Source organism: Streptomyces sp. NBC_00310 (genome assembly GCF_036208085.1).
In the GTDB taxonomy this organism is placed as follows: domain Bacteria; phylum Actinomycetota; class Actinomycetes; order Streptomycetales; family Streptomycetaceae; genus Streptomyces.
In genome coordinates, this window is record NZ_CP130714.1 from 3,769,126 (window position 1) to 3,791,280 (window position 22,155).

General features: G+C 71.9%; 17 protein-coding genes. 9 read left to right on the plus strand and 8 right to left on the minus strand.

Features of this window, described 5'->3' with window-relative positions; all coding sequences use genetic code 11:
• Positions 1–297: 297 nt before the first annotated feature.
• Positions 298–2,667, plus strand: coding sequence for a glycoside hydrolase family 36 protein (locus OG202_RS16575; protein WP_328223010.1), 2,370 nt, complete (start codon positions 298–300; stop codon positions 2,665–2,667).
• A gap of 50 nt (positions 2,668–2,717) precedes the next feature.
• Here the strand turns inward: OG202_RS16575 and OG202_RS16580 are convergent, their stop codons facing one another.
• Positions 2,718–3,134: a gamma-glutamylcyclotransferase family protein gene (locus tag OG202_RS16580; protein WP_326582948.1), complete on the minus strand. Its 417-nt coding sequence runs from the start codon at positions 3,132–3,134 to the stop codon at positions 2,718–2,720.
• Between the two features lie 184 nt (positions 3,135–3,318).
• Here OG202_RS16580 and OG202_RS16585 point away from each other — a divergent pair, with 184 nt between their 5' ends.
• Entirely contained in the window at positions 3,319–4,965 is a 1,647-nt protein-coding gene (locus tag OG202_RS16585) for a M4 family metallopeptidase (protein ID WP_326582947.1), read from the plus strand.
• A gap of 104 nt (positions 4,966–5,069) precedes the next feature.
• Positions 5,070–5,972 carry an aminoglycoside phosphotransferase family protein gene (locus tag OG202_RS16590; protein WP_328223011.1) on the plus strand — a complete coding sequence of 301 codons (903 nt, stop codon included), beginning with the start codon at positions 5,070–5,072 and terminating at the stop codon, positions 5,970–5,972.
• Here the strand turns inward: OG202_RS16590 and OG202_RS16595 are convergent.
• The 4 genes from OG202_RS16595 to OG202_RS16610 are packed head-to-tail and all read right to left on the minus strand — an operon-like array spanning position 5,897 to position 9,061.
• Positions 5,897–6,511 carry a hypothetical protein gene (locus tag OG202_RS16595; protein ID WP_328223012.1) on the minus strand — a complete coding sequence of 205 codons (615 nt, stop codon included), beginning with the start codon at positions 6,509–6,511 and terminating at the stop codon, positions 5,897–5,899. The two genes, OG202_RS16590 and OG202_RS16595, sit on opposite strands and share 76 nt — an antisense overlap.
• Before the next feature lie 17 nt (positions 6,512–6,528).
• On the minus strand, positions 6,529–7,356 hold the full coding sequence (locus OG202_RS16600) for a TIGR03943 family putative permease subunit (protein WP_328223013.1): 828 nt from the start codon (positions 7,354–7,356) through the stop codon (positions 6,529–6,531).
• Entirely contained in the window at positions 7,353–8,597 is a 1,245-nt protein-coding gene (locus OG202_RS16605) for a permease (RefSeq protein ID WP_328223014.1), read from the minus strand. The genes OG202_RS16600 and OG202_RS16605 overlap by 4 nt, the downstream gene beginning before the upstream one ends.
• A gap of 23 nt (positions 8,598–8,620) precedes the next feature.
• Positions 8,621–9,061, minus strand: a complete 441-nt coding sequence (locus OG202_RS16610; RefSeq protein WP_328223015.1) for an SsgA family sporulation/cell division regulator — start codon at positions 9,059–9,061, stop codon at positions 8,621–8,623.
• 365 nt (positions 9,062–9,426) lie between these two features.
• On the opposite strand from OG202_RS16610, the gene OG202_RS16615 reads away from it, so the two are divergent.
• The 6 genes from OG202_RS16615 to nirD all read left to right on the plus strand — a co-directional run bounded on the left by OG202_RS16615 (position 9,427) and on the right by nirD (position 17,800).
• The gene (locus OG202_RS16615) at positions 9,427–11,202 is read left to right on the plus strand and encodes a sigma-70 family RNA polymerase sigma factor (protein WP_328223016.1); all 1,776 of its coding nucleotides are present in this window, start codon (positions 9,427–9,429) and stop codon (positions 11,200–11,202) included.
• A 564-nt stretch (positions 11,203–11,766) separates the two neighbouring features.
• Positions 11,767–12,297, plus strand: a complete 531-nt coding sequence (locus tag OG202_RS16620; protein ID WP_328223017.1) for a hypothetical protein — start codon at positions 11,767–11,769, stop codon at positions 12,295–12,297.
• 206 nt (positions 12,298–12,503) lie between these two features.
• The gene (locus OG202_RS16625) at positions 12,504–13,199 is read left to right on the plus strand and encodes a class F sortase (protein WP_328224682.1); all 696 of its coding nucleotides are present in this window, start codon (positions 12,504–12,506) and stop codon (positions 13,197–13,199) included.
• Positions 13,200–13,631: 432 nt separating this feature from the next.
• Positions 13,632–14,849: an NAD(P)/FAD-dependent oxidoreductase gene (locus OG202_RS16630; RefSeq protein ID WP_326582939.1), complete on the plus strand. Its 1,218-nt coding sequence runs from the start codon at positions 13,632–13,634 to the stop codon at positions 14,847–14,849.
• Positions 14,850–17,453 carry a nitrite reductase large subunit NirB gene (nirB, locus tag OG202_RS16635; protein ID WP_326582938.1) on the plus strand — a complete coding sequence of 868 codons (2,604 nt, stop codon included), beginning with the start codon at positions 14,850–14,852 and terminating at the stop codon, positions 17,451–17,453.
• Positions 17,450–17,800 carry a nitrite reductase small subunit NirD gene (gene nirD / locus OG202_RS16640; protein ID WP_326582937.1) on the plus strand — a complete coding sequence of 117 codons (351 nt, stop codon included), beginning with the start codon at positions 17,450–17,452 and terminating at the stop codon, positions 17,798–17,800. The genes nirB and nirD overlap by 4 nt, the downstream gene beginning before the upstream one ends.
• Positions 17,801–17,972: 172 nt before the next feature.
• On the opposite strand, the gene OG202_RS16645 is transcribed toward nirD, so the two are convergent.
• The 3 genes from OG202_RS16645 to OG202_RS16655 all read right to left on the minus strand — a co-directional run bounded on the left by OG202_RS16645 (position 17,973) and on the right by OG202_RS16655 (position 22,011).
• A complete protein-coding gene (locus tag OG202_RS16645; RefSeq protein WP_327729793.1) occupies positions 17,973–18,905 on the minus strand; it encodes an oxidoreductase in 933 nt (310 codons plus the stop codon).
• Between the two features lie 293 nt (positions 18,906–19,198).
• Positions 19,199–21,349, minus strand: a complete 2,151-nt coding sequence (locus OG202_RS16650; RefSeq protein ID WP_328223018.1) for a SulP family inorganic anion transporter — start codon at positions 21,347–21,349, stop codon at positions 19,199–19,201.
• Positions 21,346–22,011 (minus strand): carbonic anhydrase, encoded by a 666-nt coding sequence (locus OG202_RS16655; protein WP_326582934.1) that lies wholly within the window; start codon positions 22,009–22,011, stop codon positions 21,346–21,348. Before OG202_RS16655 ends, OG202_RS16650 begins: the two co-directional genes overlap by 4 nt.
• Positions 22,012–22,155: the final 144 nt, after the last annotated feature.

Below are 22,155 nucleotides of genomic sequence, written 5' to 3' on the forward strand. Positions count from 1 at the left end.
CCGGCGCCGCGCGGCTGCACCAGCCATATCCGTTGATATCAGTCGATGTCCGTCCTGAGCCGAATGAGCCGCCGTCGCGTTCCGCGAACTCGGCGAGGCACCGGTCGACTTCGGCGCGGGCGGTCCTCAGGACGGTCTCGTTCAGGGCGACGGCGTCGATACCCTTCCTGCTTGAACATTCATGCTTTCCGGTATGTAGATCCCGTGTGGTTATCCCGACGCATCACCGAGGATGGGGACAGCGGACGCACAGCTCGCCGTGAACACTTGGGAGCACAGCAGACCCGGGGGGATCGCATGCCGCAGCACGACCGTCACCAGTGGACCGACTCGTTCCCGTGGAGCCTCGCGTACCGCTGGGGCCACTCCGCGCTGACCGCCGACTTCGACCTGAGCGGCGACTCGCCCAGGCTGCTGCGCGTCCGTCACCCCGGTGAGCCCGAACCCGGCCCGGAGGAGACCAAGACCGACCCTTCGCTGCCCCTGGTCGACCTGGTCCTGCTCGGCGACGGCACCGGCTGGGCGCGCCCCCGCTTCACCGGCACGGCGATCGGCGGCCGCCTGAGATACCGGGCACACCACTCCACGTACGGCGCCACGCTCGGGTCCCTCTCCGGGTCCGGCTCCGGGTCCGGGTCCGGCTCCGGGTCCGGGTCCGGCTCCGGGTCCGGGTCCGGGTCCCTCTCCGGGTCCGGGTCCGCCGACGGCGAGGGCTGGCACCGGCTCACCTTCGAACTCCACGACCCGGCGAGCGGGTTGACCGCCTTCGTCGAGTACGCCTCACCGGACGGCATCCCCGTCCTGCGCTCCCGGGTCCGGCTGCGCAACGACGGCACCGAGACCGTCACCGTGCGCTCCGTCGGCAGTCTGCTCCTCGGCGGACTCCCCTCCCCCGACGACCTGTCCGTCTTCCGGGCACGCAACGACTGGCTCGCGGAGTGCCGTTGGTACGCCGAGCCGCTGCGGGACTCCGTGCCCGACATCAACCACGAGGTGCACGGCGGTACCGGCCACGCGGCCGCACGCCTGGCCGGACGCGGCAGTTGGCCCACCGACGGGCACCTCGCGATGGGCGCCCTCCAGCACCGTACGGACGGGCGCAGCTGGCTGTGGCAGATCGAGTCGGCGTCCAGCTGGGTCTGGGAGGCCGGCGCGTCCGCGGGCCGGACCTACCTCGCGCTCGGCGGCCCGACCCACGACGAGCACCAGTGGCGCGAAGTCCTGGAGCCCGGGGCCGAGTTCACGACCGAGTGGGCCGCCCTCGCCCTCGGCACCTGCTTCGACGGCGCCCTGGCGGCCCTGACCTCCTACCGCCGGGTCGTACGCCGTCCACACCCGGACCACACCCGGCTCCCGGTGATCTTCAACGACTACATGAACACCCTGATGGGCGACCCGACCACCGAGAAGCTGCTGCCGCTGATCGACGCGGCGGCGGAGGTGGGCGCGGAGTACTTCTGCGTCGACGCGGGGTGGTACGACGACGAGGAGAGCGGCGCAGGCGGCGCGAACGGCGACGCGGAGAACGGGGACGCGGAGAACGGCAACGCTGAGAACGGCAGCGTGGAGAACGCCGATTCGCCCGGCGGCTGGTGGGACAGTGTCGGCGCCTGGCTGCCGTCGGCGCGGCGGTTCCCCGGCGGTGGTCCCGGTGGGGGCGTCGAGGGCATCCGGGTCGTGCTCGACCGGATCCGGGAGCGCGGGATGGTGCCGGGGCTGTGGCTGGAGCCGGAGGTCATCGGGGTCCGCAGTCCCCTCGCCGACACGCTGCCCGCCGAGGCCTTCCTCCGCCACGAGGACGGCACCCGGGTGACCGAACAGGGACGCCACCAGCTGGACCTGACCCACCCGGCGGCCCGCGCCCACCTCGACGAGACGGTCGACCGCATCGTCGGCGAGTGGGGCGTCGGCTACCTGAAACTCGACTACAACATCACCACCTCGGCGCCGGCCCATCTCGCCCACTCCCGGGCCTGGCTGTCCTGGCTGTCCTCGGTCCTGGACCGCCACCCCGGCCTCGTCGTCGAGAACTGCGCCTCCGGCGGCATGCGCATGGACGGCGCCTCCCTCGCCGTGGCCCAGCTCCAGTCCACCTCCGACCAGCAGGACCCCCTGCGCTACCCGCCCATCGCCGCCTCCGCCCCCACCGCGGTCCCCCCGGAACAGGGCGCCGTGTGGGCCTATCCCCAACCGTCCTGCACGGACGCGGAGATCGCCTTCACGCTCGGTTCCGCGCTCCTCGGCCGCATCCATCTGTCCGGCCATCTGGATCGCATGACGGATCATCAACGCGGATTGGTACGCGATGCGTTGACGGTCTACAAGTCCGTCCGGGCCGACCTGCGCACCGCCCTCCCCTGCTGGCCGCTCGGCCTCCCGGGCTGGACCGACGACTGGATCGCGCTGGGGCTGAGACCGCCGGTCACGGGCACGGCCCCGATGTACGTGACGCTCTGGCGCCGGGGCGGCGACACCGAACGGTCCTTCGCGCTAACGCACTTGGCGGACCAGGGCGGCGAGGGCGGGGGCGGCGGCGACGTACGCGTGGAGGTTCTGCACCCGGGCGCGACGACAGGCAGAGCCGAGTGGAACGGTTCGGAGCTCCGGGTGAGTCTGCCCGAAGCCCCGTCGGTCCTGCTGCTGAGGCTGACACCGGCCGCGCCCTGAAGGGGCGCGGGGCGGTCGCCCACGCGGCCGACGTACGCACCACGGACGACTCAGCCGCGCGTGCGCCAGTCCCCGCCCTCGATCAGCTTCCCCCTGGCCCGCAGCCCGGCGGCGACGGCCGGGGCGGCGACGTACACCCAGGCCCGTACGGCCGTGCCGTCGTCGAGGATGGCCGCACGCTCCACCCGCTCGTAGAGGTTCGCGGGGTCGCCCGGCGCGTACTCCTCCAACGCGTCGAGGGTGCACAGGAGTTCGTCGTAGGACTCGGGTCGCGCGGTGACGAGTTCGCCGCTCACGTCGCCCCCTCCCCCGCCGATCTCCTCCACCGCGTAGGGGTACCCGGGGCCGTCGTACAGGGTCATACCGCGCATCCGGGCCGGCTCCTCGGCGCGGGTGCGGCCGCGCAGGAAGAGGTCGTGGTTGGGCTCGCCGGGGCGGAGGGTGCCGTAGACGAAGAAAGGGAGCACCGTTCTCCTCTCCAACTCTCCAACCGTGTCGGACGCGGCTGAGTATGGCGTGCGCGGGCCTTTGCAGAAACGATTCTCACCCCTCACACATCCCACCTCCGACGCTCTGGACGGCGCCTGTCATGCCCACTTAAATCTGACGACATCCGTGGTCAGTCCAACGGCCACCGTCCCTGGGAGACAGATGAGCCGAATACGGCACCTCCGACGCCCGCGCCTCGTCACCACCGGCACCGCCGTCGCGGCCGCCGCGCTGCTGGCCGCGACGCTCACCCCCACCGCGGGGGCCGCCGACAGACCGACCCGCGACACGGCGATCGCCAACGCCGCCGACGTCCTGCGGGACCGCGCGACGAGCCTGGGGCTCGGCTCCGCCCAGGACACCACCGTACGAGACGTGATCGTGGACGCGGACGGCGCGCAGCACGTCCGCTACGACCGCACGTACCACCGGCTCCCGGTGCTGGGCGGCGACTTCGTCGTCCACCTCACTCCCGGCGGCGAGTACCGGAGCGCGAGCCGGGCGACGAACCGCGAGATCAGCGTCCCCACCGTCACCCCCGCCGTCAAGGCGCCCAGGGCCGCCGACATCGCCGCCGCCGCGCTGCGCGCCGCGAACGTCGGCGAGACGCTCCGCAAGCTGACGTCCAAGCCCCGGCTGGTCGTCGACGCCCTGCACGGCGCCCCGAAACTGGCCTGGCAGACGGATGTGCTGGCCCAGGACGAGGCCGGCAACCCCGTCGCCCGTACGGTCGTCACCGACGCCACGACGGGGAAGCAGCTCAGTGCCTGGGACGCGCTGGAGAGCGCGACGGGCGACGGCCGGTCGCTCTACGGTGGCACGGTTCCGTTGGAGACGACCCTCTCCGGGTCGGCGTACCAGCTCAAGGACCCCACGCGCGGCAACACCTACACCGGTGACGCCGCGAACCAGACCGACCTCTGCTTCCTCGGCATCTGCGTCCGGCGCGCCCCCGCGACCCTCTTCACGGACGCCGACAACCACTGGGGGACGGGCACGACCACGGACCGCGCCACGGCGGCCGTCGACGCGCAGTACGGCACCGACACCACCTGGGACTACTACAAGGACGTCCACGGCCGGAACGGCATCGCGGGCGACGGCCGGGGCTCGTACAACCGCGTCCACTACGGCAACGGCTACAACAACGCCTTCTGGGACGACAGTTGCTTCTGCATGACGTACGGCGACGGTGACGGGAACCTGCTCGGCCCGCTCGTCTCGCTGGACGTGGCCGGCCACGAGATGAGCCACGGGGTCACCTCCGCGACGGCCGACCTGACGTACTCGGGCGAGCCGGGCGGCCTCAACGAGGCCACGTCGGACATCTTCGGCACGCTGGTCGAGTTCTACGCGGACAACGCCTCCGACCCCGGCGACTGGCTCGTCGGCGAGAAGATCGTCCGCTCCGGCTTCGGCGAACCGGCGCTCAGGTTCATGGACCGGCCGAGCAGGGACGGCTCCTCGGCGGACTGCTGGAGTTCGTCGGTGGGGAACCTGGACGTCCACTACTCCTCGGGCGTCGCCAACCACTTCGCGTACCTCCTCGCCGAGGGCAGCGGCACCCGGACCATCGGCGGCGTCGAACACTCCAGCACCACCTGCGACGGCTCGACGGTGACCGGCATCGGCAAGGAGAAGCTGGGCGCGATCTGGTACCGGGCGCTGACCGTCTACATGACCTCGTCCACGAACTACGCGGGGGCGCGCACCGCGACCCTGAACGCCGCGCGGGACCTGTACGGGTCGGGGAGCGCGGAGTACGACGCGGTGGCGGCGGCGTGGAGCGCGGTCGCGGTAGTGGGCTGATGGACCGTCATATAGGCCTGCTCCGACCCTAATTCCGTGGCCGGGGGACGCGGTCGTGGCTACGCTCCACGGCTGACCCCCGGCCACGGACATTACGGAGATCCATGTCGTCGTCCCAAGGGAAGCTGCACGCCGACGAGTTCGACATCGACGAGGCGCTCGTCCGACGGCTGATCGCGGCGCAGTTCCCCGCATGGGCGGCGCTGCCGCTCGCCCCCGCTCCCGCCGCCGGGACGGACAACGTCATGTACCGCCTGGGGGACGACATGGTCGTACGGCTCCCCCGGAAGCCCGACGGTGCCCACCAGGCCGCCAAGGAGCACCGCTGGCTTCCGCTGCTGGCACCGCGTCTCCCGCTCGCCGTACCCGAGCCGCTCGGCAAGGGGCGGCCCGGGGAGGGGTACGGGCTGCCGTGGTCGGTGCTGCGCTGGCTGCAGGGCGAGAACGCGTACGACGCGCCGGTCGCCGATCTCGGGTGCGCCGCCGAGGAGTTGGGCCGATTCGTGGCGGCGCTGCGGAAGGTGGACGCGACGGGTGGGCCGGTCTCCTTCCGGGGTGGCCCGGTGAGGGAGAACGACGACGAGGTCCGGGACGCGATCCGTGGACTGGGTGCGAAGGGCACGGTGGACGCGGCGCTCGCCACCGCCGTCTGGGAGGAGACCCTCCGCCTCCCCCAGTGGACCGGAGCCCCCGTCTGGGTCCACGCCGACCTCCTGCCCGGCAACCTCCTCACCACCGCCGGACGCCTCACCGCCGTCATCGACTTCGGCGGGCTGGGCGTCGGCGACCCCGCCTGCGACCTGCTGCCGGCCTGGACCCTGTTCACCGGCGACTCCCGCACCGCGTTCCGCGAGACCGTCGACGTCGACGACGCGACCTGGGCGCGTGGGCGGGGCTGGGCCCTGTGCTTCGGGACCGTCGCCGAGCACTACTACCGCGACAAGGGGCACGTGCTGGCCGAGGTGGGGCGGCGGGCTGTCGAAGAGGTGTTGGCGGAGTATGCGTGAGGGGTGGGCGTGACGGGTGGGCGCGAGACGGGTGCGCTGAGGGGTGCGCGTGACGGGTGCGCGCTTCGGCGCCGCGCCTGCCACCACTGTGTGAGGATCTCGACCTTCAGGTCGAACCCCTCGTCGACGAAGGACGTCGGGGTGTGCAGCGTGACGCGACGGCCGTCCGTGGTGTGGACGGTGATCCGGCGTACGCCGAGGATGCGCCGGACCTCCAGGCGCCGGATGCCGGGCCAGGGGATCCGCCGACGCCGGGTGCCGCGCACCACGAGGGCGTCCTCGGTCAGGGTCACGTCGTCGCCACGGCGCAGGACCGCGACGACCACGGTCGCCGTGAACGCCCCCGAGAGGCACTGCCGCAGCGTGTCGCGTCCCATCGGGTCGGCGGTCAGGGCGAGGCCCGCGCACAGAAGCGCCGTGCCGCCCAGGAACCCCAGCAGGACGGGCAGGACGGGCAGGACGGCCTGGAGCATCCCTGACCTGTACGTGATCGTCTCGTTCTCGCCGCGGCCGGTGGGAGCGGGTCCGGAAGGCATCATGTCGGCGTTCCCATGGGTCAGGACGCGGGGAGCGGGAGGGCGTCCGTGTAGCCGTTGGACGGGCGGCTGGTCTTCTTGACGGTGCGGGCGTCGATGGCCGCCTCGGCGGAACTGGTGCCGAGGGTGCCGCTGGGGTGCCAGGTGCCGGTGAGCGTGACCCAGGTGTCGGCGGGCGGGGGCGGGGTGCCGTGGACGCGTACCTTCACGAACTGGGCGTCGGCGGCACAGCAGCTGAACATGACGCGGGTCAGGTACCAGCCGGCGCTTCCGTCACCGTCCCCCTCATCGCCCTCCTTGCCGGAGGTCTCCTTGCCGGAGGCCTCCGCGTCGGGGGTGACAAAGCCGGTCATCCGGACGGTGCGGCCGTCGATGGCCCGGTCGCGGTCCTGCTGCACCCGGCGGGTGAAGTCGGTGAGGGTGATGGGGAGGGGGGAGGTCGTCGGGAGGGGGTCGAAGTCGTCCTGCTCCGTGATCGTCACCTCCTTGGGGGCCTCGCGGGAGGCGGTGTACGCGCCGATGGCGGGCGGGGCATAGAAGAGCAGGCTCAGGGCGGGGAGGAGCAGGAGCCAGGCGACTCGGGGTGGGGTGGAGTGGTCGTGGCCGTGGGCGTGGCCGTCATCCTGCCCCTGACCGTGGTCGTGGCTCTCCTGCTCGCCGGTACCGCGCGGTCTCCACAGTGACCACGCCTCCGCCGCGCCCAGCACCAGCAGCAGCACGCCGGAGGCGATGAGGAGGGGGCGCATGCCCTCCTTGACGTATCTGAGGTAGTGGTCGGTGAGGAGGGTGGCGTGGAGGAGGCCGAGGCCGCTGAGGAGGAGAAGGAGCGCCTGCAGGGGTCTTTTCACAGCAGTACGGCTCCGATCAGGACGCTGCACAGGATCGCGACGACGACCGTCGCGGCGGAGAAGCGGACCGCGAAGGCCCGCCCGAAAGTGCCCGTCTGCAGGGCGATCAGCTTCAGGTCGACCATGGGTCCGACCACCATGAACGTCAACCGCGCGGTGGGTGAGAAGCCGGTGAGGGACGCGGCGACGAAGGCGTCGGCCTCGGAGCACACCGAGAGAAGGACGGCGAGCGCGGCGAGGAACAGCACCGACAGCCAGGGCGAGTCGGCGAAGGTGTCGAGGACGGTGCGTGGGACGAGCACGTTGAAGGTGGCCGCGGCCATCGCACCGACGACGAGGAAGCCGCCCGCGTGCAGGAAGTCGTGCTGGAAACCGGTCCGGAACTCGTTCCAGCGGCTCTGCCCGGGCCGGTGTCCCGTGTGCCGCGCGACCGGCTTGAGCCACTCCGCGCGCCCCAGCCAGAGCCACAGCCAGCCCATCGCGGCGGCCGTGACGAGGGAGGCGAGCAGCCGGGCCAGCACCATGGCGGGGCTGCCGGGGAAGGCGATGGCCGTGGCGGTCAGGACGATCGGGTTGATGGCGGGCGCCGACAGCAGGAACGCGAAGGCGGCGGCCGGGTCGACCCCCCGGCGGATCAGGCTGTGCGCGACAGGCACCGACGCGCACTCGCAGCCGGGCAGGATCACCCCGGCGGCACCGGCGACCGGCACCGCGAGCGACGGCCTGCGGGGCAGCACCCGGGTGAACACCCGCGCCGGTACGAACGCGCTGATGGCACCCGACAGGGCCGTACCGAGCAGCAGGAACGGCAGCGCCTGCACGGTGATGGAGAGACAGACGGTCCGCCACGCCTGCACCGCCGGCTCCTCCATCCACCGCCCCACGGCGAACAGCACGACGCCGGGGACGACGGCCGCTCCGAGGAGCAGCAGGGGCCAGTGACGGGGCCAGTGGTGGCCGTGGTCGTGGGCGTGGGCGTCGTCGGCTGTCTCCGGCTCCGCCGCACCTTCCGGCTCGGTCGTCGTCCCCTCCGGCCCGGCCGCAGCCCCTTCCGGCTCGGTCGTCGTCCCCTCCGGCCCGGCCGTCGTCCGTTCCGGCTCGGCCGTCGTCCGTTCCGGCTGGGCTGTCGTCCGTTTCGGCTGGGCTGTCGTCCGTTTCGGCTCGGCCGTCGTCGCCCCTTCGGCCGGTTCATCTGTCTTCTGCATGCCAACTCCGAACATCCGGATGATCGGGTCGAACATAGCGGGCGCTCCGGGCGGGCGCGTCAGACCCCGCCCAGCAGGGACGCCAGTCCGTCGTCGAGCGCCGGCTCCAGGGTCTCGCCGCCGAGCGCGACGACGGCGTACGAGCGGTGCAGGAAGCGGCGGAGGGTGGCCGCGTCGAAGCGGATCATGGCCATGCCGTGCGGCGAGCGGAGTTCCACGACGGTGTGGGCCGGGCCGCAGGGCCACAGGTGCACGTCCCCGATCCCGGCCGGGGTGACCAGCCCCTCCGCCAGCAGCGTGCGGGCGAACGTCCATGTGACGTTCGCGTCGTCGTCGGAGGAGCCGGGCGGGAAGTCGATGTGCACGGCGAAGGGGTCCTCGGTGGTGTAACGCAGGGTGGTGCGGACCGCGATCTCCTCGTAGTCGGGTGTGATCACGAGGGCGCGGGCGGGCTGTTCGAGACCGGGAGGCGTGGGCCGGGCGGGCTGCGCGGGATGCATGAGCGATCTCCAGTTCGGACACTTCAGGTACTTCGCATACTTCGCACACTTCGCGCACTTCGGACACCTCGGGCGCTTCGAGGGCTTCAGCTGCTTCGGGCGCTTCGACTTCTTCATGTGGTTCAGGCTCTTCGGATGCTCGGATGCCGGGGGTTCATGTGTTCGCGGGTTCGCGGGTTCCTGTGCTCGTCAGGGTCTCTTCGGACGACACACCCCTCGACCACGCCAAGGCCCCCTGCATTACGCCGCTTTCACAGTTACCCGCTGTGATGCATGTCACTTTGCGTAATTACTTGAGTTTTTTGTCATCGCCACATACAAAATCAACTCGTCCCATCAGCAGGCGACTGGAGAGCGTTCCCGCCATGACCGACGGCTCATCCGCGTCCGCGACCTCCGCGTACACCCGGATCTACGAGGAACAGCACCCGCGCCTCGTCGCCTATGCGCGTTCCCTCACCAGGAACTCCTGGACCGCCGAGGATCTCGTCGCCGAGGCGCACTTCCGCGTGTGGCGGCGGCTCTCCGGAGGGCACGAGATCGACAACGTGCCCGCGTACCTGATGACGACGGTGCGGCATCTCGCGGCGGCGGTGGGCACCGCCACGCGTGAGACGCCACTGGATCCGACGGCCCCCGAGCGGGTCGAGGCCGACGTCCGGTTGGCCGATACGGCCGACCCGGCCGAACAGGTGTCCGCCGTCGATCTGCTGGTGCGGGTGCTGGGCCAGCTGCCCGATCGGTGGGTTCAGGCGCTGTGGCTGGCCGAGGCGGAGGGCCAGCCACTGGAGACGGTCGGGCAGCGCATCGGCGCCAAGCAGGGCGCGACGGCGGTGCTCCTGCACCGGGCGCGCGAGGGGATGCGCCAGGCCTTCCTGCGCGAGCAGCCCGGGGCGCCGATCGATCCGGCGTGCCAGGTGCGCTGGGGGCGCATGCCGGCGTACGTACGAGGTACGGCGACCTCGCGACAGTCGGAGCAACTGCTCAGCCATGTGGACGCCTGCGACGACTGCCGGGCACGGCTCTCGGTCCTGATGCGCACCAACGACCGGCTTCCCGCGCTCGTCGGTCCGGCACTGCTGGTGTTCGTCGTGGGCGGTGGCGCCGGCAAGTTGCTGCTCTCCCTCACGGCGGGCTCCGCCGGTACGGCCGCCGCGCTGGGCGGGGCGGGCGGGGTGGGTGGACACGGTGGTGGCCAACTGCTGCACGCGGTACGGCAGGCGGCGGGCGGGGTGAGCGGGGCCAAGATCCCCACGGTCGCCGCCGTCGGTGCGGCCGCCGCGGCCGCCGCCGTCGTGGCCGGCGTCGTCCTCGGCCCTCTCGACTCGGGGGCGGTTCCGCCCCAGCGGGTGCCGCTCGCCCAGGCCCCGGCGCCCCATCGGCCCGAGGTCCCCTCCCCCGCCGTCGCCGAGCGCCGGAACGCGGTCACGGACGCCGTGGTCTCGCCCGGGGAGAGGGCTTCCGGTACCGGCGGCACGGATGCGTCCTCGACGGGCTTCGGTGACCGCGACACCGGTGTGGTTCGGGCGGGGGATGGCGGCGGAGCCGTGACGGAGCCGACGGTTCGGGTTCCGGCGGACGACGACGTGCCGCCGGGGGGCGGGACCGCGCCGGATACGGATACGGATGCGGATGCGCCCACGGGTGGCGGGGATGAGGGCGGTACCGGGCGCGAGGTGGGGGATGGGGACGGCAGCACCGGCGAGGAGGGGAACGAGCCGGGGGCGACCGCGCCGGAACCGCCGGATGCCGGGGGGCCGGAGGGGCCGGCGGGGCCGGGGGCGGAGACACCGGCTGGTGAAGAGCCGGGTGTTGAAGCGCCGGTTGGTGAAGAGCCGGGTGTTGAACAGCCCGGTGCGGAAGAGCCCGGCAACGGTTATCCGGAGGTCGATGAGCCGGGGGTTGAGACACCGGGGGCCGACGAGCCGCACGCCGAGGAACCGGCGCCTGAGGTTCCCGCGGCCGACGAGCCCACCCCTGTGGAGGAGACGCCTGCCGAGGAGGTGCCGCCGGTGGAGGAGATACCCGTAGAGCCGGCGCCCGTTCCGCCGGAGGTTGTCGAGCCGGCGCCGGAGGTGCCTGTTCCTGTGGAGCCGGCGCCGGAGGTGCCTGGGCCTGGAGGGCCTGGGAGCGGTTGCTGACGTCCAGATCGCGGTGGTGGCGGCAGCGTTTTCTCGCCCCCGCCGCCCCTACCCGTCCCATCCCCAGGGGCGGTGCCCCTTCGACCCCCCTGTTCGCGTAGTCGCGGGAGAGCTCGGGTGGGCGGGGTTCGCGGGTGGGCGGGGCTCGCGCATGGGCAGGGCTCGCGCATGGGCAGGGCTCGTCAGCGGGTGCGGGTGCGGGTGCGGGTGCGTCGTGGCTGGTCGCGCCGTTCCCCGCGCCCCTGAAAAGCAGAGCAGGGGCTGCGCCCCGCTCTGCCTTTCGGCCTGCCACGCCGGTCATGCCGGCCACCGCACCGCCCAAGCCCCACCACGCCACCCCCGGGCGGTCACCCGTTCACACCCCCGCCGTCCCCCCATCGCGTTCTCTTCTCCTCCACCCCCACCCTCACCCCGATGACCTGCCCAAACACTCCCCGTTCCGCCTTCCTCCTCCGCCTCCCTGACACCCATTCACATCATTTCTGACGCCCCATCAGGAAGCGCTCGGGCCTCTGTGCCACTTATCTCGGAAGGGAACGGAGGACTCTCGGAGGAGCTAGCACGATGCGACGTACCGCCCGGCCGCTGACCGCAACCGCGCTCGCCGTCGCCTTCGCGGCCCTGGCCACCACACCCGCGTACGGCGGTGAGGGCACCGGGCGACTCGAACTGTCCCCCACCGGGGTCGTCCCCGGCGACGAGGTCACCGTCGGTACGGCGGCCTGCGGCGCGGACGGTACGGCGGCGGGGGACGCCAGCGCGGTCGGCGCCGGCGCCTTCTCGCTCGCGCCCGACGCCGGACGGCAGGGACTCGGCGGGCGGTTCGAGGTGCCGCCGAGCGCACAGCCTGGGACGTACGAGATCGTCGCGACCTGCGCGAGCAGTGGCCGTCGGGTCACCGGTGACCTGGTGGTCTCGCTCACCGGCACGCGGACCGCGCAGCCGACGTATCCGAGGGGAAGTGTGAAGACGGGGGTCGGTGGCGCACTCGGTCCCGACCCCGTGCAGACCGCGGCGGGCGTGGCGGCTCTGGCCGTCGCCGCCGCGGGCGGTACCTGGCTCCTGCATCGCCGGGCGAGAGGCGACGGGATCTGACGGACACCCTCCGCCGTCCGTCCGCCAGTACCGCCGTCCCCCTCCCCTCCGGGCCCGACGCCCCTCGGCCCGGAGGGGAGGAACAAGGGGAGGAACAAGGGCAGAGATCAGAGAGGGGAAGAGGGAGAGGGGGAGGGAGAGGGAAAGGGGGAGGGGTGAACGATGCGTGGGGGGGGACGTCCCGTACGGTCCGAGAGGTGGTTTCTGTGCGTCGGCTCGCCAACTCCGTCATAGCCGGGATCACCGCGGTCGCCCTCTGTTCCGGCGCGTGGTTGCTGCGCAGCGGCACCGCGTCACACGCGCCGCCGCAGCCGTCGGCCGCGCAGGCCCACCTCAGCGGCACGTCCGGTACGTCCGGCACCTCCGGAACGTCGAGCGCGTCGAGCCCCTCCGGGTCGTCGAGCGCGTCGGGGAGGGACGAGCCGACGGCCGTCGCGCTGCCGCCGTCCCCGCCCGACCGCATCCGCATCCCCTCCCTCCGCGTGGACGCGCCGCTCATGGGGCTCGGCCTCACGCCCACCGGCAGCCTCGACGTCCCGCCGGCCGAGAAGGCGAATCTCGCGGGCTGGTACGAGGCCGGCACCACCCCGGGTGAGCGGGGCACCACGATCGTCGCCGGGCACGTGGACAACGCCGACGGTCCCGCCGTCTTCTTCCGCCTCGGCGCGCTGAAGCGGGGCGCCATCATCGAGATGGACCGGCGGGACGGCGGGATCGCGGTGTTCACGGTGGACGCGGTGGAGGTGTACGCCGCGCGGGACTTCCCCGACGAGAAGGTGTACGGGGCGGCGCCGGGACCGGAGTTGCGGGTCATCACCTGCGGCGGCGGGTACTCGAAGGCGACCGGCTATCAGGGGAACGTGGTCGTCTTCGCCCACCTCACGGGCAGCCGCGTCGGCTGATCACCTGATCACCGACAGCCCAGCAGCCCGACAGCCGCCGGCAGGACGGTCCGGACGAACCCGCCGCCCTTCCTGAGGACGGCCCGGGTGCCGACGATGCCCGCTCTCGAGTGACGGTCCGCCGGCCGTCATGTTTCGTCGCCACCCCGGCCCTGGCGCGCCCCGCGACGCGATCGGCGGCCCCGCGACGTGACCTACGGCACCACCCCCCGGCGCGCCCTCCCCGCCCCGCGCCCTGCCCCCACCCTCCCGTATACGCCCGTATGACCGCCGTATCGCCAGGTCAGCGCGGGGATTCCGGCTGTCCTCACACCCCACCCCGGATTCCCGGAAACCCCTCACACTCCGCTCGGGGCCGCAGGGAGGGCAGCGTTCCTCGTGGGAAACAGACGCGATGCGGTCGGGTAACACCGGCACCGCACGCTCAAGGACATGACCTCGAATGAGCGTGTGGTGGTGATCGGCTCCGGCCTAGCGGGTGTACGTCTCGCCCGGCGGCTCGGAGAGCTCGGCATGCCCGCCACCCTGGTGGGCGAGGAGGAGCACACACCGTACAACCGGGTGCTGCTCGCCGAAGTCCTGGCCGGGCGATACGCCCCCGAGGTCATCGCGTTGCCCGCCCCCGCCGAGCTGACACGCGGCCGGGTGGTCCGTATCGACCGCGAGATGCGAGCCGTACATCTCGCGGACGGTGCGGAGATCGCGTACGACAAGCTGGTCCTGGCGACCGGCTCGAACCCGGTGCTGCCGCCGCTGCGCGGCCTCTGGGACCCGGAGCGGCACGAGTTCCCCGACGGGGTGCACGCCTTCCGGACCATGGACGACTGCATGGGCCTGTCCAAGGCCGTACGGCCGGGCGCGCGGGCCGTCGTCATCGGCGGCGGGCTCCTCGGGGTCTCCGCCGCCCGGGCACTCGCCCTGCGCGGTGCCCAAGTGGTCCTCGCCCAGCAGGGCGAGCGGCTGATGGAGCGTCAGCTCGACCCGTCCGCCTCGAAGTTGGTCCGCAGGCACCTCACCGACCTCGGCGTCGAGGTGCACACCGAGACGCGCGTACGTGCCGTGCGCAGCATCGGCGGGACCGTGCGGTCGGTGTCGATGGCCGACGGATACGCGCTCGACGCCGACCTGGTCGTCATCGCCTGCGGGGTCCACCCCCGGGTGGGTCTCGCCCAGGAGGCGGGGCTCGCGGTGCACAAGGGCGTCATCGTCGACGAGGAGCTGCGCAGCTCCGACCCGCACATCCACGCGATCGGCGACTGCGCCCAGTTCGACGGCACGGTGTACGGACTCGCCACCCCGGCGCTCGAACAGGCCGATGTGCTCGCCGAGTTGCTGGCGGGGAACGCCGAATCCCGTTACACCGGGACCCGCGCCCTGACCCGCCTGACGCTCGCCGGAGCGGACTTCCTCGACCTCGCCGCGTTCGGCGAGCCCGAGCCCCTGCCCGGAGACGACGTCATCCAGCTCGCCGACGCCACCCGCGGCACCTACCGCAAGGTCGTCGTCCGCGACGACCGCCTGGTCGGCGGGGTGCTCGTCGGCGAACTCGGCACCGTGGGCGCGCTCGCCCGCGCCTGGGAGGGAGCAGAGCCGCTCCCCGCGAACGGCGCTCCTCTGCTCCACCTGCTCACCAACGATGGAGGCTCCTGAATGTCCGCCACCCTGGGGGCCACCCCCACGATCGTGCTCGTCGGCCACGGCATGGTCGGCCAGCGCTTCCTCGAGGCGCTCGCCGAGCGCGGCCTGACCGCCACGCACCGCGTGGTCGTGCTGTGCGAGGAGCCGCGCCCGGCGTACGACCGAGTGGCGCTCACCTCGTACTTCGCGGGCAAGACGCCCGAGGACCTGTCGATGACCGACATGGAGTTCATCGAGACGCACGGCATCGAGCTGTTCGTCGGTGACCCGGCGGAGACCGTCGACCGCGAGGCCAAGAAGGTCACCGCGCGCTCCGGCCAGGTCTTCGAGTACGACATCCTCGTCCTCGCCACCGGCTCGTTCCCCTTCGTGCCGCCGGTCCCGAACAAGGACGCCACGGGCTGTTTCGTCTACCGCACGATCGAGGACCTGCTCGCGATCGAGGAGTACGCGAAGACGGCCGAGGTCGGTGCCGTGGTCGGCGGCGGTCTGCTCGGTCTTGAGGCGGCCGGTGCGCTGAAGGGTCTCGGACTCACCTCGCACATCGTGGAGTTCGCGCCCCGGCTGATGCCGGTGCAGGTGGACGACGGCGGTGGCGCCGCGCTCCTGCGCACGATCCAGGACATGGGCCTGTCGGTCCACACCGGTGTGGGCACGCAGGAGATCGTCGTCGGCGAGGACGGCGCGGTCACCGGCATGAAGCTCTCCGACGGCTCCGAACTCTCCACCGACCTGGTGGTGTTCTCCGCCGGCGTCCGCCCCCGCGACCAGCTCGCCCGCGACTGCGGTCTGACGGTCGGCGAGCGCGGCGGCATCAGCGTCGACGAGCAGTGCCGGACCGTCAACGACCCGCACGTGTTCGCGATCGGTGAGTGCGCGCTGGCCTCCGACGGCCGGGTGTACGGCCTGGTGGCCCCCGGTTACGAGCAGGCCGAGACGGCCGCCGCGACGATCGCGGCGGACGAGGCGTCCTTCACCGGCGCCGACCTGTCCACCAAGCTCAAGCTCCTCGGCGTCGACGTCGCCTCCTTCGGTGACGCGCACGGCGCGACCGCCGACTGCCTCGACGTCGTGTACTCCGACTCCCGCTCGGGCATCTACAAGAAGCTGGTCATCGGCCGCGACGGCGAGCTGCTCGGCGGCATCCTGGTCGGCGACGCCGAGGCGTACGGCACGCTGAAGGCGTTCACCGGCTCCGTCCCGCCGGTCTCGCCGGAGTCGCTGGTGCTGCCCGCCGGCGCCGGGGAGGCCGTCCAGCTCGGCCCGACCTCGCTGCCCGACGACGCGATCATCTGCTCCTGCAACAACGTCCGCAAGGGCACGATCCGCGGCGCGGTCACCGAGCACAACTGCACCACCGTGCCCGAGGTGAAGAAGTGCACCAAGGCCGGTACGACGTGCGGCAGTTGCGTCAAGGTCCTCGGCCAGCTGGTCACCGCCGAGCTCGAAGCCGGCGGCGTGGTCGTCGACAAGGGCCTGTGCGGCTGCTTCTCGCAGACCCGCGAGGAGCTGTACGAGATCGTCCTCGCCCTGCGGATCAACACCTACCAGCAGCTGCTGGACCGGTACGGCCGCGACGAGGCCAAGGGCGGCGACGGCTGCGAGATCTGCAAGCCGACGGTCGGCTCGATCATCGCCTCCCTCGCCCCGACGATCGGCGCGAGCGGCTACGTCCTGGAGGGCGAGCAGGCGGCCCTGCAGGACAGCAACGACCACTTCCTGGCCAACCTCCAGAAGAACGGCTCGTACTCGGTCGTCCCGCGTATCCCCGGCGGTGAGATCACCCCCGAGGGCCTGATCGTGATCGGTGAGATCGCCCGCGACTTCGGTCTCTACACGAAGATCACGGGTGGCCAGCGGATCGACATGTTCGGTGCGCGGGTCGAGCAACTCCCCATCATCTGGGCCCGCTTGGTGGACGCCGGCTTCGAGTCCGGCCACGCCTACGGCAAGTCGCTGCGCACCGTGAAGTCCTGCGTCGGCCAGACCTGGTGCCGCTACGGCGTCCAGGACTCGGTCCGCATGGCGATCGACCTGGAGCTGCGCTACCGGGGCCTGCGCTCGCCCCACAAGCTCAAGTCGGCGGTCTCCGGCTGCGCTCGCGAGTGCGCCGAGGCCCAGTCGAAGGACTTCGGCATCATCGCCACCGCCAACGGCTGGAACCTCTACGTCGGCGGAAACGGCGGCGCCACCCCGCGTCACGCCGACCTCCTGGCCCAGGACCTGTCCGACACCGAACTGATCAAGCTGATCGACCGGTTCCTGATGTTCTACATCCGCACCGCGGACCGCCTGGAGCGCACCTCGACGTGGCTGGAGCGGATCCCCGGCGGCCTGGAGCACGTCCGGGACGTGGTCGTGGAGGACTCCCTCGGCATCTGCGAGGAGCTGGAGTCCCTGATGACGGCGCACGTCTCGAACTACGCCGACGAGTGGGCCTCGACGATCAACGACCCCGAGAAGCTCGCCCGGTTCGTGTCCTTCGTCAACGCCCCGGACACCCCGGACCCGGTCGTCGGCTTCGTCCCCGAGCGCGACCAGATCAAGCCCGACCTGCCGCTGCTGTCCATCGGTCTGCGGCCCGCCGATGTCCTGGAAGGAAGCGCCCAGCGATGACCCTCGCTCCCGAGAAAACCGATGTGAAGGTCCAGCTGCGGCTGGCGGACGGCTGGTTCACGGTCTGCGACCTGACCCTGCTGATCCCGGGCCGCGGCGTGGCCGCCCTGCTCCCCGACGGCAACCAGGCCGCGCTCTTCCTCGACCGCGCGGGCAAGCTGTACGCCATCGACAACCGCGACCCCTTCGGCGGCGCCGCCGTCCTCTCGCGCGGCCTCACCGGCAGCCACCAGGGCCGTCCCTTCGTCGCCTCTCCCCTCCTGAAGCAGCGCTTCGACCTGGAGAGCGGGCAGTGCCTGGACGACGAGACGGTACGCATCACGACGTACGAGGTGCGGGCCGCGTAGCCCGGGCCCGGCCTGTCACTCGCGCGTGGGGCGCGAACCGTACGACGCTACGGTTCGCGCCCCACGCGCGTGCTGGTGTGTGGCCTGCTGGCGTGTGGCCTGCTGGCGTGTGGCCTGCTGGCGTGTGGCCTGCTGGCGTGTGGCCTGCTGGCGTGTGGCGTGCTGGTGTGTGTCAGGCCTTCAGCTCGTCGTACGTGACCCCGGTGAGCTCCTCCGAGGCCGCCCATAGGCGTTCGCCCGCCCGGTCGTCGAGGGTCCAGGGCGCTCGTTTCGACGGTCCCGGTGTGCCGCGCCACATGGCGAAGGACGGGCCGGTGAAGGAGTCGGGGCGTACGTCGGGCGCCGTCGCGGCGTACAGCGTGGGCAGGGCGCCGGCCTCGGCGGACTGGGCGAAGAAGCGGTTGCCGATGCGCATGAAGCGCTCGACGCCCTTGCGGCCCTCGGCGGTGGGACCGGCCGTCTGGAGGTTGGTCGCCGCGTAGCCGGGGTGCGCGGCCGCCGCGACGACCTCCGAGCCGTGGGCGGCCAGGCGCCGGGCCAGCTCGTGGGTGAAGAGCAGGTTGGCGGTCTTGGAGCGGCCGTAGGCGAGCCAACGCCCGTACTTGCGCTCGCTGTTGAGGTCGTCGATGTCGATGTTCGCCCGCATGTGCATCCCGCTGGAGACGGTCACGACGCGCGCGCCGGGGGTGGCGAGGAGCGTCGGCAGCAGCAGGCCGGTGAGGGCGAAGTGGCCGAGGTGGTTGGTCCCGAACTGTGTCTCGAAGCCGTCGGCGGTGCGACCCTGCGCCACGGCCATCACACCCGCGTTGTTGACGAGCAGATCCAGCCGGTCGCTCGCGCGCGCGTACGCCTTGGCGAAGTCCCGTACGGAGCCCAGGTCCCCGAGGTCGAGCCGTATCAACTCAACGCTCCCGTCCGGGACTTCGGAACTCATCCGCTCCAGTGCGGCGGCGCCCCGCTCCGGGCTGCGACAGGCGAGGACGACGTGGGCGCCGCGGCGGGCCAGTTCCCGGGCGGCGGCGTATCCGATACCGCTGTTGGCACCGGTCACGACAGCGGCGCGGCCTCGTTGGTCGGGGATGTCGCCCGCGTTCCAGCCTGCCATGAGCGCCGCCTTCCCGAAGCGTTCCTCAGCCGTTCTCAGCGTAGACCCGCCGGGGGTGCCGCGGGAGGCGTGACGGCCGCGGGAGGTGTGACGGCCGCGGGCCCGGTGGGGGCTGGTCGCGCAGTTCCCCGCGCCCCTGAAAAGCAGGGGCTACGCCCCGTGCGTTTCGGCCGCCTTCCAGGGCCGCGGGGCCGTGGTCTTTTCAGGCCCGCAGGGGCCTGGTCCTTTTGGGGACGCGGGGAACTGCGCGACCAGCCCCCACCGGACCCGCACCCGACAACGCACCCACCCGGCTACTCCGCCCAGTCGCGCCCCCGGCGCAACAACGGCGGCGGAGACTCCGGGGCACCCGGCATAGGACGCGTGTCGAGGTAGAACCACTCCGCCGTGGGTCCGGGCCCACTCCCGGAAGGCATCTGGCCCATACCCCCCACCGCCGCCGAACCGACCGTCGCGTAGTCCCACACCTCCGTCGAATCCCGCTCCACATTGGACCGACCAAGCGCCACATCCAGCTCCACGTCCGGTGCCACGTCCCGCACCGGCTCAGCCGCCGCAGGCACCGTCGTGCCCGTGTCCGTCAGGTCCGGCATCAGCAGCTCCACCCGCAGCCCGGCCCCCCGCTGCTGCGCCACGAACTCCTCGACCTGGCTGCGGCAGGCATGGTCGAGGTGGGTCACCCCGAGCAGATCGAGCCGGATGCGCGGCTTGCCGGAGGCGGCCGCGCTCTCCAGCGCGTCGATCAGCTTCGGCAGCCGCAGGAACGTCGCGTTGCCCGCCATCACGACCTTCGCCGTGTCGTCCTCGATGTGCTGCCGGACGACGGTCTGCGACATACGCAGCGCGGCCAGCACCACACCCGCGGCGAGCCCGAACAGCACCCCTTCGAGCAGCGCGGTCGCCGTGATGACCAGCGTCGTCAGCGTCATGACCGCGAACTCGCCCCGGTCCTGCCGCCACATCTTGGGGAACTCGTCCGGCGCGAACAGCTTCCATCCACTGTGCACGAGGACACCCGCGAGCACCGAGATCGGGATCAGCGCCAGCACCTGCGGCAGCAGCAGCGCGAAGGCGAGCAGCCAGAGGCCGTGCAGCGTACGGGAGAGGCGGGTCTTGGCGCCGGCCTGGACGTTCGCCGAGCTGCGCGCCACGACCGCCGTGATGGGCAGCGCGCCGAGGACGCCGGCGATCGTGTTGCCCGCGCCCTGGGCGATGAGCTCGGTGTTGTAGCGGGTGCGCGGGCCGTTGTGCATCCGGTCCACGGCGGCGGCGGTGAACAGGCTCTCCGCCGAGGCGATCACGGTGAACGTGAGGATCGCCGTGATGATCCCGGCGTCGGCCAGCCCGGACAGCTGTTCCGCCCCGGGCACGTCCACGGACGCCAGCAGATTGCCGACCTGGAGCGTCTTCACCTCGACGCCCGGTAGCGAGGCGACCGCGATCCCGATCCCGACGGCCACGAGCGCGGCCGGGACCTTCCTGACCGGCCCCGGCACCTTCTTCCACATGAAGCTGAGCACGATCGTGACGATCCCGAGCCCGGCCGCGATCAGCGCCTGGGGGTTCGTCACGGTGTCGGCGATCAGTCCGGGGACGCCCGCCATGTTCTCCAGGGGGGTGCCCGGCGCCTTGGAGTCGGACATCGGGTACAGCTGGCTGAACATCAGCGGCAGGCCGATGCCCGCGAGCATGCCCTGGACGACGGCGAGGGAGATCGCCTGGAACATCCGGCCCAGTTTCACCAGGCCCAGCACGATCTGGAGGATGCCGGAGAAGAGGACGATCACACCGAGCATCGCGACGCCGAACTCCATGACCGTCTCCGCGACGAGCGCCGCGAGACCGGCCGCCGGGCCACTGACCTGGAGGGTGCTGCCGCGCACCGCGCCGACCACCAGGCCGCCGATCACCCCGGAGATGATGCCCAGCTCGGCCGGCACACCGGAGGCCACGGCCACGCCGATACAGAGGGGCAGCGCGACCAGGAACACGACAAGGGACGCCGTGATCTCGGTACCGAAGTCGATACGACCGCGGGGGGCTCCGCCACGGGGGCCCTTGGAACCGGGAGCGGGGTGACCCGGACCTGGCCCCGGACCTGGCCCCGGACCCGGACCCGGACCTGGCCCCGGACCTGGCCCCGGACCCGGACCCGGCCCTGCGCCTGGCCCTGCGCCTGGCCCCTCGGTCGCGTTCAGGTCCGGCCAATCGCCGCCGAAATCGGGCGGGTTGGGGGCGTAGAGGGGTGCGTCGGGGGCGAACTCGGCTGTGCCGGGGGCGTATCCAGGTGCGCTGGGGACGTAACCGGGCTCGTCGGGGACGTAACCAGGTGCGCCGGGAACGTATCCGGGTGCGTCGGGGACGCCCCCGGGCATCCCCGTCCGACCGTTCCCGGCGGCCCTGCGGGCGCCCGCCGCATGCCGTCGTCCGTGTGCGCCGCTCATGAGTCGTGCACCTGGAAGGCGCCGTCCGCGTCCAGTTCGTGGACCTGACCGGTGTCGATCTCGTAGTACCAGCCGTGCAACCGGAGCCGTCCGGCATCGAGTTGCTGCCGGGCCACGGGGTAGCCGCGCAGGACGGCGAGCTGGTTGCGGATGTTGAGCTGGACGACCTCGCGCAGGGCCGGATCCTCGGACGACGCGCTGTCCCTACCGGCGCCGTCGTCGCCGGTGTCGCGCTCACGGGCGGCGCCGGTGTCGCCCAGGACCGGTTCGAGCGCGGGCCGGGCGTGGTCGAGCCAGGCGTCCACCCTGGGCAGGCCGGACAGGTCGACGCCGTACTTCAGCGCCCCCATCGCGCCGCAGTGGGAATGACCACACACCACGATGTCCTGAACGCCGAGCACCTCCAGCGCGTACTCGATGGTGGCGGCCTCCCCGGAGGCGGCCCCGTACGCGTCGTGCGGCGGCACGATGTTGCCCGCATTTCGCAGCTCGAATATCTCTCCGGGCCGTGCCCCGGTGATCAGGGCGGGAATCACCCGCGAGTCCGAGCAGGTAATGAACAGCGCCTCGGGAAATTGCCCGACGGCGAGTTTCCGGTATTCATCGCTCTCGAAGTCCACCCGCCGCTTGAACGATCGGGCGCGATCCAGCAACGCCTTCATCCTGCCTCCCTGCACTGGTTCCGACCTGCTCTTACGACCGTAGGGGGGCGATGGCCAGAGGAAGGTTAAGCGAACACTAAAGCGGCGCCAGGTTTTCCTCAGATTTCGGCCAGATACCCCTTCGCCGCAGGTCGGGAGACCGAA